We start from the raw sequence: 13,430 nt of genomic DNA, 5'->3' as shown, positions 1-13,430 counted from the left end.
TCGGCCGGGTTCTTATTCTTAAATCAGCACGAGGTCGGTTACGCCTTCTGGACGGCGCGCTTTGCCATAACGGTAACCAGGTTCGCACGATAAGCAGCAGACCCGTGAATGTCTGACAGAAGATCGTCTGCGTCGGGTGCTATGCCGGCGACGGCGTCGGCTGAGAAATTACTTGCAAGCGCCGTTTCCATGGCGGACATGCGGAAGACACCACCCTGCCCTGCTCCGGTCACCGCAACCTTGACGGAGCCATCGTTGCCTTTGGCAACAAAGACACCGGCCATGGCATAACGCGATGCCGGGTTCGGGTATTTGGCATAGGCACTGGCCGCAGCACCCGGAAACTTGACGGCGACGACGATTTCATCTTCATCAAGCGCGGTTTCAAACATGCCGGTGAAGAACTCTTCCGCTGCCAGTTCCCGCTTGCTGGTGACAACGGTAGCACCGAGCGCAACCAGCGCAGCAGGATAGTCGGCTGCAGGATCATTGTTGGCAATCGAGCCGCCAATGGTGCCCATATGACGAACCGCCGGGTCACCAATGCCACCGGCGAGTGACGCCAGTCCAGGAAGCTTCTGCTTCACCAGATCGGAAGTCGAGACTTCGAAATGGCTCGTTGCTGCGCCGATGGTCACACCATCGCCGTTTGCGCTGATCCCCTTCATGTCCGCAATCTTGGTGACATCCACCAGATCGCTGGGGGCTGCAAGCCGCTGTTTCATGGTTGGCAGCAAAGTCTGGCCACCACCAAGGAATTTGCCGTCATCGGCATTGGCCATTAGTGAAGCAGCTTCCGCTACCGATCCGGCCTTGTGATACGTCGTTTCATACATGCTGGGTCTCCCCGGATTTCGAACTGTTCAATGGCGGGCGGGTTGCCCCGCCCGAAAATCCCGTTGTGGCGTTATTCGGCCGCCTGCTTCACACCTGCATGGTAAAGCGCCCAGACCTTTTCAGGAGAGGCTGGCATCGACAGGCTGTTGTCCCCGATCGCATCCGTGATCGCATTGATAACTGCCGGCGGAGATCCGATAGCCCCGGCTTCGCCGCAACCTTTCATGCCAAGCGGGTTGCCTGGGCAGGCCGTGACATGCGTCGACAGATTGTAGGACGGCACATCATCGGCACGCGGCATGCAGTAATCCATGTAGGACGCCGTCAGCAGCTGGCCGTTTTCGTCGTAGGACGCATTTTCCAGAAGTGCCTGGCCAATGCCCTGCGTAATACCGCCATGCACCTGACCTTCCACGATCATCGGGTTGATGATGTTGCCGAAGTCGTCAGCCGCGACGAAGTTGACCACTTCCGTCTTGCCCGTATCCGGATCCACCTCGACTTCGCAGACATAGGTACCTGCCGGGAAGGTGAAGTTGGTCGGATCGTAGAAGGCACCTTCCTTCAGGCCCGGCTCCATGCCTTCAGGCAGGTTGTGCGCCGTGTAGGCAGCGAGAGCCACCTCGGTGAAGGTCAGCTTCTTGTCGGTACCGGCTACTTTCAATTCGCCACCTTCGATCTGGATGTCTCCTTCGGAGGCTTCCATCAGGTGAGCAGCAATCTTCTTCGCCTTGGCTTCGACCTTGTCGAGCGCCTTGACGATTGCCGACATGCCGACCGCACCGGAGCGCGAGCCGTAGGTTCCCATACCGAACTGAACCTTGTCGGTATCGCCATGAACAATGGACACCGCATTGGTATCCAGGCCAAAACGTTCGCTGATCAGCTGGGCAAAGGTTGTCTCGTGTCCCTGACCATGGCTGTGCGATCCCGTCAGAACCTCGATCGATCCGACAGGGTTTACCCTCACTTCGGCAGATTCCCAAAGACCGACACCGGCACCAAGTGAACCAACCGCAGCGGACGGTGCAATACCGCACGCCTCGATGTAGCAGGACAGACCAATACCGCGCAGCTTGCCGCGGGAAGCTGCTTCCGCCTTGCGGGCGGCAAAGCCGTCGTAGTCCGCGGCCTTGAGGGCTGCATCCAGCGTCGCATCATAATCACCTGCGTCGTAGCACATGATCACCGGTGTCTGATGCGGGAACGCACGGATGAAGTTCTTGCGACGGAACTCTGCTGGCGACAGGCCCACTTCACGGGCTGCCGTTTCCATGATCCGCTCCAGAAGATAGGTCGCCTCCGGCCGGCCGGCGCCCCGATAGGCATCCACCGGTGTGGTGTTGGTGTAGACCGTCTTCACGTTGGCGTGGATAGCCGGAATGTCGTACTGACCCGAAAGAAGCGTAGCGTAGAGATACGTCGGCACGGAAGACGAGAACAACGACATGTAGGCGCCGAGATTGGCGATCGTCTTGACCCTGAGGCCCAGGATCTTGTTGTCCGCGTCAAGAGCGAGTTCCGCTTCAGAGCGATGGTCGCGGCCATGTGCATCCGTCAGGAAGGCTTCGGTCCGGTCAGACACCCACTTGACCGGACGACCGACACGTTTGGACGCCCACAGGCAGACCATTTCTTCCGGGTAGATGTAGATCTTGGAACCAAAGCCGCCGCCGACATCAGGCGCAATCACACGCAGCTTGTTTTCAGGAGCAACGTTGTAGAAGGCTGACAACACCAGGCGAGCCACATGTGGATTCTGCGAAGTGGTGTAAAGCGTATAGTGCTCCTCGGCCGCATCGTAACCTGCAAGAGCTGCGCGCGGCTCCATCGCGTTCGGGACGAGGCGGTTGTTATGGATCTCCATGCGCGTGACATGAGCAGCCTTTTCGAAGGCCGCGTTTGTGGCCGCCTCGTCGCCAATTTCCCAATCGTAGATCAGGTTGCCTTCGGCTTCCGGGTGAATCTGCGGGGCACCTGCTTCGAGTGCCGCAAGCGGATCGATAACGGCAGGCAATTCCTCATAATCAACCACAACCGCGTCAGCGGCATCACGTGCCTGAGCCTGCGTATCGGCCACAACCACGGCAACGGCCTGCCCGACATGGCGGACAATTTCCGGTTCCAATGCGCGCCAACCGCCCATCTTCATCGGCGAACCATCCTTGGAATGGATCATCCAGCCACAGATCAGGTTGCCGATACCATCACCCACCAGTTGGTCGCCGGTGAGTACCGCATCCACACCCGGCATTGCCAGAGCAGCACTCGCATCGATCCCCTTGACCTTTGCATGCGCGTGCGGCGAGCGAACGAAAGCAGCATACCCCATGCCCGGCATGGTCATATCGTCGGTGTATTTGCCCTTGCCCGTAATGAAGCGCTTGTCTTCCTTGCGCAAGGCACGGGCGCCAATCCCTTCAACTGCCATTTCTTCTCTCCCGAATATCTGCCGGCTCCACCAGTACCGGACATCCTCCACTCGCCGGACAATCCGGCTGCTGCCATCAAGGCAACTGTCTCTCAAGACCTGGCGGTCAATACGAAGATGCCTGTTCCTCCCGGCATCTCATTCGATTGATCGGTCTTGCTGTCCTGCTGCGCGAACGTGTTCGCGCATCAATTTTGGGAGTTCAGGCCAACGCCGTTATTCGGCGGCCTGAGCCATACCGGCCATTTGATCGGAGGCGGCTTTGATCGCCTTGACGATATTGTGGTAGCCGGTGCAGCGGCAGATATTGCCTTCCAGCTCGTGGCGAATGGTTGCCTCGTCGAGATTACCAGCACCATGACGCTTGATCATGTCCACGGCGGTCATGATCATGCCGGGGGTACAGAAGCCGCACTGAAGCCCATGATGTTCACGGAAAGCTGCCTGTACGGGGTGCAGGCTGTCGGCTGTGCCGATCCCCTCAAGTGTTACAACTTCTGCGCCGTCGGCCTGGGCTGCGAGCATGGTGCAAGACTTTACGGCCTTGCCGTCGACATGCACAACGCAGGCACCGCATTGCGAGGTGTCGCAGCCAACGTGCGTACCAGTCAATCCGCGCACGTCCCGGATAAACGATACGAGCAGCGTCCGGTCTTCGACATCAGCCGAAACCGTCTTGCCGTTCAATACCATCGATACTTTCGACATGAATTCCTCTCCCTCATGAAATTCCCTGAACCGGAGCGATCAAGCCGGCCCACCTGCATGAAATGACAGGCAAGACCTCTGATGTCCGATCCAGACCAGCGTACGAATAAACAATCGAATTCGATTGCGTGTCACTGACCCAATTTCCCGGCTTGTCACCGTGTTTTGTGCTGGGGCCCTGGCGCGTCCTAAATTGTCAGAGCCCGATCATTTCAAGATTTGTCCTACCCGGTCAACTTGCAAGTGCAAGCACGACAATCACGGCGGCGAGCAACACAAGTCCCCAGACCATGGGGCCGCCGAACACGTTGCGTCCCGCAGCGGCTTCAATATTTTGTTCCGCCTGATGGATCTTTTCCTCGACTGCATGCTCCGCATCCTCAATTGCGTGCATGACTTCGCCAGGGGACTCTTCGATCGCGATCCGCTTGGCTTCCTCGGCCACACCGGGATCCAGATCATCATCAGTACCAGCTGCGGTCGCAGTTTCGTCCTGTCCTGCCGGTGAACCGACCATCTCGGAGAACTTCGTGAAAAAGTCTTCCGCCATTTTCTTGGCGGTAGAATCGATCAGCCGGCTGCCGAGTTGGGCAAGTTTGCCCCCGACCTGTGCCTTGGCTTCGTAGGAAAGTATGGTTTCGTCACCTTCCTCCGTAAGCTTCACATCCGCAGACCCCTTGGCAAACCCGGCGACGCCGCCCTTGCCTTCTCCCGAGATCGTGTAGCTTTCCGGAGGATTGATGTTCTCAAGGGTCACTTCCCCTTTGAACTTGGCTTTGACAGGCCCGATTTTCGATGTGACCGCGGCGGTCATTTCGGTGTCCGAGGTCTTCTCGAGGCTTTCGCAGCCCGGGATGCAGGCCCGCAAGACATCCGGATCGTTCAAGGCTTGCCATACGGTTTCCCGTTTGGCCGGAATCCGGTGGGAGCCGCTCATGTCCATATGTTTTCTCCCCAAGTTGCGCTTTAGCGCATATTTACAAAGGTTCAGTCGACATTCAACGCGATTGACGCGTCCGCCGCAAACACGTTTTCCCGCATGAGAGCGTGTTTCGTACAAATTTTCAATCGCTTATGTGAACAGAATTGCAGAACGCAATCCTTGACAGGCTGTCCGATGTCTTCAATTCAACGTATGACCTAGCTGTCGCAGTATGCGCCAAAAAGGCACTTCTGTCCTGACAGTTCCGGCCAGAATTTGATAAACGGACGGATAAACTGTTTTATCCGAAGGCAACGCCCGGTTCGACAGCCTTCTGGATGAAACCGGACAGGTCATTGGTCGCCAGAGGCTTGGCGTAGAAATATCCTTGCAGGTAGTCGCAATGCAGCTCCTGCATGATATTTCTCTGGGCAACAGTCTCGACACCTTCTGCTGTAACGTTCAGATCCAGCGCCTGCGCAACAGCGATGATGGACTTCACGACAGCAAGCGCATCCGCATCCTGATCCATGTTCATGATAAAGCTTCGGTCGATCTTGATACCGTCAACCGGCAGCTTGCGCAGATAACTGAACGAGGAATACCCGGTGCCGAAATCGTCAATAACGACGCGCGCCCCCTTGTCACGCAGCCACGTCAGGAAGGCCAGGGTCACCTGATCGTTGCTGAGGAACAACCCTTCGGTCACCTCGAATACCAGGCGATCCAGCGGCAATTCGGCGGCTGTCACAGCATCTTCGATGTCCTTGTAGATCCGGTTTGCCTGAACCTGCCTGGGAGACAGGTTCACATTCAACCGAACGTCATCGGAAATTCCGGTCAAGCTGCTGAACTCGGTAAAGGACGTCTTGAACATCCATGCGCCGATTTCGGTAATAAGACCACTGGCTTCGGCAGCTTCGATCATCCGAGCGGTATTCAGGAACGTTCCACTGGGGGTACGGAACCGCATCAGGGCCTCGAAGGACGCAAGGCTTTCGTCCCGGGCGTGCATGATCGGCTGATAATTCAGCGAAAACTTCGTCTGGTTGGAACTACCGGTAAGCAGTGAAGCAAGCCGCAGGCGCTCAAAGGCAGCCTCCTGCATCAGCGGATGAAAAACCGCGTGGTTGGTCACCCCTTTCTGACGCACATCGTTAAGGGCGATGGAGGCAAAACGCACGAGTTCTTCCGCGCCCTGCGTCTCGGTGCCGGTGGATGCAAACCCCAGCCGCAGTCGAAGGGTGATCTGGTTGTCTTCGAGCGTTATCGGTTGCTGGAAAGCACCTTCGATCCGCGCAACCACATCCTGAATCGTATTCTCTTCACCGCCCTTCAGAAGGATCAGAAATTCGTCCTTTTCCTTCCTGGCAATGGTGAGCGCATCGGGGAAGGTCTGCGACAGGCGGTGGCCGGTCCGTTTCAAGACCGCGCCGGCCTTTTCGTCGCCGATCCCGTCGACAATGACACGGAACCTTTGGATGTCGGAATGAACGACCAGCAGCTTGGCACCGTTGGCGGCGTGACGCTGAAAGGTTTCGATGAAACCGGAGAATGTCGACAGTCCAGTGACGCGATCAACATAGGCAAGGTTGCGAATATGCTCCAAAAGGCCGGTCTTCTCGTAGCCAAGCGCGACGTTGGAAACAAACAACTGCACGACTTCCGACCCGACGAGCTCCTCCAGCAACTCCTCGGAAATACCGAGATAAAGCGCGCCTGTCATGCCGTTACGGGTGACAAGCGGAAGAGCAAGTCCTTTGGGCGACGCGCATGTTGCCTGTGTCTCGACGCATCTTGCCACGGCATTGCGGATCGCATCGTCACTGATGACGTCCACCGGCAGGTCAATCTTGTCTTCGAAATTTCCCGTTGCCGCGAGCACACGGACGTTGGACTTGTCGAAGGACCCGTAGTCGGGAAGCGTCTCAAGACCACACAACAGGCTGTCGACAGGTTGCCCGACAAGAACCGTGAAATGCTTCAGGACTGCTGCAGCAAATTCACTCAGGGCGTTCTTTTCGACAATAGCTGCAAAATGCTCGTTTAACTGCTTGAGCTTCTTGCGGTTGGTCTCAAGCGACATGACAAGCTTGTAACCGCGCAGACCTGTAACGATGGCTGTAATCAGCTTGGTTCGCGACAATTCGGCTTTTTCGGTGTAACCGTCGATGTCGAATTTCATGATCACGTCGGTCTGCGGTGCATATCCGGGTTGACCTGTGCGCAGGATCAACCTCGTGAAATGATTGCCGAGTTCGGAACGGATCCAGCTCACAAGCCCGAGACCTGCCGTATCGCTTTCCATCACGACATCGACAAGTGCCACCGCGATATCTGGGTGTTTCAACAGGATCTGCCGGGCTTCCTGAGCCGACAGAGCATGCAAAAGTTCAAACGGACGATTTTCGAAGATGCATCCACCAACGGCGATCTTGGTGACTTCATGTACGTCGGGATCGTCATCGACAATCAGGATTTTCCAGGGCGCCTTCGTGATCTTCTTCACTTCCGGCTCGGAGGGGGCAAGAAAGTCCATCACCATCTCAATGCACCTTCTGTCCGAGAGGCTTCCTGGTATCCTGAGCGACCATGGCGGGGAATTCGATAATGAATTCCGTTCCCGACCCGACGCTGGAAGACACCGAGATGGTTCCGTTCAAGGCTTCGGTGACCAGCTGGTAACAAATCGCCATCCCTAAACCGGATCCTCCTTTGCCGAACTTCGTCGTGAAGAACGGCTCGAATACTTTTTTCAGATTCTTCTCCGGAATGCCCACACCGAAATCCTGGCATTTGAAGATAATCTTGCGTTCGTTCAAATTGTTTCGGTTCTTGTCCTTCGGGTGAACCACCTGGGAAGACAGCTTGATCAGACCTTCGCTTCGCCCTTCGTATCCGTGCTTGATGGCGTTTTCGACAAAATTCGAAACGAGCTGACTGACCGCACCAGGATAGCTGTCGATGATTTCGTCCGCATGGAGATCAAGCTCGACCTTGAAAGGCGTTTTCTTGAGCGTCGGCTGCAGTGTTGCAAGAGTTTCACGAATGATGTGGTCGAAATTGAAGGACCGCTTCTTCTCGCTCTGCCTGTCGACAGCCACCTGACGAAAGTTTCCGACAAGCTCACGGGCCCGGCCGAGTGTCTTCTCGATGATATGTGCGGTATCGGAGATACGTTCGACTTCGTTTTCCAGGGCTTCCTTGCTCAGTTTCTGCTCTTCAAGTTCGGTACGCAAGTAACCGGTTGAATCCTTGATGGTCGTGGCCGCCATCAACGCGTTTCCAAGAGGCGTGTTCAGCTCGTGCGAAACCCCGGCAACCAGCGCACCAAGCGCGGCCAGATTATCTGCCTGGATAAGCTCTTCCTGCACCAACTTAAGCTGCTCCGTCCGGTGGGCGACCAAGTCCTCGAGATTAGTCTGGTATTCTTGAATTTTCTGCAAATCCAGATGCCGGCGCTGAACCATGGACTGGAGACTGGCGGCGAGAATACCGATTTCGTCCGCTCGGCCAGGCATCAGTTCGGCCTTGGGTGGATCTTCGATCAGGCGCGGCGTGGAAAGATACTCCACGATTGCAGAAAGCGGCTGACCGATCAGACGGCGAAAGACTGTTCTGATCACAATGGCGAGCAACAGCAGATAGACAATGATCGCGGTGACGATGAACCCGACAGTCGAAACGATTTCATAGGAAATCGTGTTGCGGTCGATGAGAATGAACACCTGCCCGATTGCATCCTTGTGCAGGATGGTGCTGGGCGAATTGAGTGTATAACTGAGAGCTTCGGCAGCGCGCGGCCCGGTAACAGGTTCACCGAAATTGCCTGTGTCCGGTGTTTCAACCCAGACTTTCTCGACAACTTCGAGACTTTCCAACCCGCGGATGAGCTGCAGGGTCGCGTCCGCATTGACTGTCCAGATGGCGCGTTCAAACGGGCGTTTGGTTGCCTGAAAGAAGGCCTCAGTCACACGAATGGCGCGAGCGTGAGAGGCGTCCCACGTGATCTTCGTGAGAATGCCGATGAATATGACGCCAAGAACAGCGAAAAGACCGAGCGTATAGAGAATGAATGTCCGGGACAGGCTGGAACGGCCCATCTCCTTGGGAGTATATGGCAACGACGTACTGCCGTTCAGTGTCAAGACGCCCACCTCAATTCGCGGTGTCCGTTCCAGCTCATAAAACTCCGGCAGAACGCCGATTTAAATGGCTTCCAGTCAAGGACGAAAACCGAACCGCCTTTGCGGACCGTCTCTTCAATACTTGATTCACAGACACATCTATATTGCCCCTCGCCCCATCAATGCGCCGCGCAGCGGAGATCATGTGATTAGAGCGTCAGTGTGTCGTATATTCTGGGTAGGTTTTCTAAATTTTCCATAAAAATCAATTGTAAATTGAAAGAGCCTTCTTTCCACAGCAAAACAGATAGTCTTGCATCTACAAAAAACCTGAATTCGACGAATTAGAGCGGCATCGCATCATGCAATTGTCTCCGGCAAAACTTTCATACCAGTCCGCTCGATCGTTGCCATTGCAAATTATTGTTCCTTGCAAGGTCTTCATATTCTGAGCTTATTCCGATTAGGCATTGACCACTGACAAAAACGGCTTGTTGGTGGTGGTGCGGGTGTCAACCGGAACCTCTACAGCGTGTGCGGTTGCTGGCGAGGCCTGAACCTGACGCCGGGTGTCTGCAACCTTCTGCTTGGTGGCCGTGGCGTCTTTCAGCATGTAGCCGATGTAGCGCGTCGACTCGATTGCATCGTAGCCAAGCTTTTTCCGCAATTTCTTGCGCAGCTTGGAGATGTGGCTTTCCACGACACATTCATCCACGCCGTCGTTCATGACGCCGTAAACAGCATTGAAGATCTGTGTCTTGGTGACACGCCGTCCCTTGTTCTTGACGAGATATTCAAGAATGCGGCGTTCCCGGCGCGGCAGTTCCATGACGTCCCCACCGACGACTGGATCGCGACCGTCGAAGAAGACTTCGATGGCACCGGTACCTGCAGAATTGTTCCGGGAAGTGATCCGGCGGCGGAAAGCTCCGACGCGGGCAATGATTTCCCGAACATGAACCGGCTTCTTCAGAACATCGTCCATACCTGCGGAAAACAGGTCGAGCGTGCTCTCAAGGTTGGCGGTATCTTCCAGAGCCACGATCTGGGCTTCCGGACACCGGCTTCGGATCGATGCAACGTAGCCGCATCTTTCTTCACACTCTCCCAGAAGGATGGCGTCAACCGAGCCCAGATCCTGGGCACAGGTGATTTCCAGCCAGTCAAGAAGTTCCGATGGATGAAGTTCCAGGGAGGCATAGCCTTCCCGGTCGAATGCCGAGGCATAGCCTGCGGTCACTATCTCTCTTGAGTCTACGATTATGAACATATCAGCCCCTTGGATTTTACCAATGTAGAATCCGTAATTTTGGAGCTTCACAAGGTCAACGTTTCTTCCCTAACTCGACAACTATTTCAGAATTTATAGTGGGGGAAGTTCTTATATCCACATAGAAAACTAAATAAAAAATCACGGACATTACCAATAAACTGAGAGAAAAATTTATTAAAATGCCGGGGACCGCGTTTTTCCGCAATCCTTAATAAGATGTAACACTGATATATACAAAAATCGCCGCCAGACAAGGCGGCAATTTCGTATTTATACTAGAGATGTGGAAAATGGTTTACGTATCGGCAGCTAAAGCCTGGGCCAGGTCTGCAAAGGGATCGGACGGTGCCACCTGGTCTGCGCGCTGTCTCAGCGCTTCGTAAATCTTGGGCACAAGTCTGCAGGCCTTTTCCAGTTTTTCGTCGCCCGCAGTCTGGAAACCGCCCATTAGGCGGAGATCCTTTGTATCTTCATAGTAGGATATCAGCCCCTTGATCCGATGGATAAGTTCCTGCTGATCCTGTGTCCAGGCCCGGTCGGCAAGCCGCGAGGTGGATTTCAATACGCTGACCGGCGGATAGTGGCCGGCCTCGGCAATCTGACGATCCAGTACGATGTGTCCGTCCAGAAGACCACGAATTGCATCGGAAACCGGATCGTTGTGGTCGTCACCGTCGACAAGAACGGAAAAGATCCCTGTGATTGAGCCCTCGCCGCTGCTTCCAGGTCCTGCGCGTTCGATGAGGCGGGCAAGATCAGCAAAGACGCTTGGCGGAAACCCGCGGGCGACAGGAGGTTCTCCAGCCGCCAGAGCCACATCCCGTGCAGCATGGGCAAATCGGGTGGCGGAATCCAGAATGAGCAGCACCTTGTGACCTTGCGCACGAAAGTACTCGGCAACGCTCATGGCCGTCTTGGGGGCAAGCCGGCGCTGCATGGCGCTTTCATCGCCAGTCGAGGCGACAACAACGGAATGCGCCAAGGTCTCGCCCAGGATGTCATCAATGAACTCGCGCACTTCGCGGCCGCGTTCGCCAACGAGACCGACCACTACCGTGTCAAAGTCCCCAAACCCGGCCAGCATGCCAAGAAGTGTGGATTTGCCAACGCCGGACCCCGCAAAAACGCCGACACGCTGACCGACGCACAGTGGTGTGAACAGATCGATCACCCGCACACCGGTTCGAACGCCTTCGGAAATCTTGCTTCGGTTCATCGCCGGCGGTGGTGCGCGGTCAAGAAGAAACGCTTCCACACCATGGGCAAGCGGCCCTGCCCCATCGATCGGTTCACCAAGCGCATTCACGATCCGGCCGCGCCAGCTCATGTCCGGATGAATGGCAAGTCCGCCCATGACCGAAGCAACGCTGCCGATGCCAATGTCGGTCACGCGCTCCAATGGCTTGATTACTACGTCCTTCTGGTCGAGCCGGATGATCTCGCCCTGCCGGATGCCGGCCCGCCCCTCGAACTGCACCAGATCGCCCAGGCAAACCACGCGGGAAAGACCGGAGACGCGAATGGATTCGGAAGAAACCTGGGTCACACGTCCGCTGAGTTTGACGGGCCCGATCTCAGTTTCCAGGGCCGACAAAGACGCGGAGATTTGATCAAGTGCGTTCAGATACGGAGCGTTCGGCATGGCGTTCCTGAAGAGCTTTCAAGACATCGAGAGGCAGATGGTTGGATTTGTGCGAAGCGAGACGGTCAAGCCCCTGCTGGTCAGGCATTACCGGCCCCGATGGCGTGGCACTATCCGGCATGTCGAGATAGGAAACGGATGAGGCATTACCCGAAGAAGACTTGTCGGGTGATGTCATTGTTTCCCCATCCGGCCCGGGAGCCGCACCAGTGCTGTTGATGAGATCGACAAGAGCAGTTGGCGGAGCGCCCTTGCGACCAGCAGATGCCACGGTTTCACCAAGTACGGCTGTGGCAGCAGCCTTATCGGCTTCGGTTGCAGTTGGCTCAACACCAGGCTTGCGCACTGGCACAGGAACATCGCCTGCTGCCGCCGGTTCGCCGGCAGGAGCCGCTTCCGCAACTTCGACGGGCTGTGCCGTGACATTTTCTTGAATGCTGTTCAGGCGATCGCCGACTTCGTTATAGGCGAGCATGGCACCCAGCCCGACCGGCCCGCCGAGTGCGAAGCCGTAAAGAGCATTGCCGGCCTTGCGGGCGTTGTCGGAAATCTCGTCGTTCGTTACCGATCGATAGAGTTCCGCAATCCCCGGAATATGCTGCAAGGGATTGATCACGTCGATGAAGTCACCGAAACTGAAGGCAGAGTTTTCAGCCTTGGACGAAACCCCGGACCGCGCTGCCTTGACGGGCGAACCATCCATGACAGCATTGAGGTCCATCGGCTTGCCCACCGCCTGTGTTGCATCCACCGCCGTCATGAGGTTGCCCCCAGTTCGCGAATGGCCTTCTCCTGGCTTTCGTTACTGGTATCGATCATCTTCGTCGCGCTCTCAAAGGCGCGCGAGATCATGATCATCTTGGTCATTTCCCGGACGGGATTGATATTCGAGCCTTCGACATATCCCTGGCGAACGCCGTTTGTGTCATAGGTCTGCACGGGAATAACCGGCTTGTCGGGAATAACCGCCGAGTTTTCAGCACGCGTGAGCTGGGCATCGTCGGGGATCAGGAACAGACCGACCTGGCCGACAATTCCAACGTCGCCCTGGGAAATCTCCCCCGACTGCGTGATCAAGGGTGTCCCGGCATCCGGATCGAGTGCAATCGGCTGCCCGCCTGCTCCCAGGATCTGTTGTCCGGTCAAGGTACGCAAGGTTCCGTCATTGCCGATCTGCAAGCGCCCGTCCCGTGTATAGGACAAGTTGCCGTTGACATCGCGGATTGCAAACCAGGCTTCGCCTTCCACTGCGAGATCAAGCGGATTGTCGGTCTTGTTCAGACTGCCGTACTGCCGGGAAATGTATTTCTCGCCACCGGTGGAGAAACTGACCTTGTCCTGAGCTGCCTTTGAGACGAGCTCTGCGAACTTGACCTCGTCTGCCCGGTAGCCGGCTGTGTTCATGTTGGCAACGTTTCTGGCAACCGTTTCCAGACGGTTCGAAAGTGCTACCTGCGCAGACAGCGCAACATAAAGAGCGGATTCCATTG

The 13,430-nt window shown here is 56.0% G+C and carries 10 protein-coding genes; all 10 read right to left on the bottom strand.

The window, feature by feature from the left end:
* Positions 1-38: 38 nt before the first annotated feature.
* Complete coding sequence (locus HCG46_RS16020; protein ID WP_022998542.1) at positions 39-836, bottom strand: xanthine dehydrogenase family protein subunit M; 798 nt, start codon at positions 834-836, stop codon at positions 39-41.
* A 71-nt stretch (positions 837-907) separates the two neighbouring features.
* A complete protein-coding gene (locus HCG46_RS16015; protein ID WP_168686791.1) occupies positions 908-3,268 on the bottom strand; it encodes a xanthine dehydrogenase family protein molybdopterin-binding subunit in 2,361 nt (786 codons plus the stop codon).
* Between the two features lie 216 nt (positions 3,269-3,484).
* Complete coding sequence (locus HCG46_RS16010; protein ID WP_031268448.1) at positions 3,485-3,976, bottom strand: (2Fe-2S)-binding protein; 492 nt, start codon at positions 3,974-3,976, stop codon at positions 3,485-3,487.
* Positions 3,977-4,208: 232 nt separating this feature from the next.
* On the bottom strand, positions 4,209-4,919 hold the full coding sequence (locus HCG46_RS16005) for a carbon monoxide dehydrogenase subunit G (RefSeq protein WP_055654423.1): 711 nt from the start codon (positions 4,917-4,919) through the stop codon (positions 4,209-4,211).
* Positions 4,920-5,199: 280 nt separating this feature from the next.
* On the bottom strand, positions 5,200-7,437 hold the full coding sequence (locus HCG46_RS16000; protein ID WP_208992338.1) for an EAL domain-containing protein: 2,238 nt from the start codon (positions 7,435-7,437) through the stop codon (positions 5,200-5,202).
* A 7-nt stretch (positions 7,438-7,444) separates the two neighbouring features.
* Positions 7,445-9,046 carry a HAMP domain-containing sensor histidine kinase gene (locus tag HCG46_RS15995; RefSeq protein ID WP_209009497.1) on the bottom strand — a complete coding sequence of 534 codons (1,602 nt, stop codon included), beginning with the start codon at positions 9,044-9,046 and terminating at the stop codon, positions 7,445-7,447.
* A gap of 442 nt (positions 9,047-9,488) precedes the next feature.
* On the bottom strand, positions 9,489-10,265 hold the full coding sequence (locus HCG46_RS15990) for a winged helix-turn-helix domain-containing protein (RefSeq protein WP_022998536.1): 777 nt from the start codon (positions 10,263-10,265) through the stop codon (positions 9,489-9,491).
* Positions 10,266-10,593: 328 nt separating this feature from the next.
* Complete coding sequence (locus tag HCG46_RS15985; RefSeq protein WP_022998535.1) at positions 10,594-11,940, bottom strand: FliI/YscN family ATPase; 1,347 nt, start codon at positions 11,938-11,940, stop codon at positions 10,594-10,596.
* Positions 11,909-12,700: a hypothetical protein gene (locus HCG46_RS15980; RefSeq protein WP_168686790.1), complete on the bottom strand. Its 792-nt coding sequence runs from the start codon at positions 12,698-12,700 to the stop codon at positions 11,909-11,911. Before HCG46_RS15980 ends, HCG46_RS15985 begins: the two co-directional genes overlap by 32 nt.
* Positions 12,697-13,428 carry a flagellar basal-body rod protein FlgF gene (gene flgF, locus HCG46_RS15975; RefSeq protein WP_022998533.1) on the bottom strand — a complete coding sequence of 244 codons (732 nt, stop codon included), beginning with the start codon at positions 13,426-13,428 and terminating at the stop codon, positions 12,697-12,699. The genes HCG46_RS15980 and flgF overlap by 4 nt, the downstream gene beginning before the upstream one ends.
* Positions 13,429-13,430: the final 2 nt, after the last annotated feature.

Source organism: Labrenzia sp. PO1 (assembly GCF_012273635.1).
GTDB lineage: Bacteria > Pseudomonadota > Alphaproteobacteria > Rhizobiales > Stappiaceae > Roseibium > Roseibium algicola.
The sequence above is the reverse complement of the archived record's forward strand: the minus strand, read 5'-3'. Positions and strand labels throughout refer to the sequence as shown.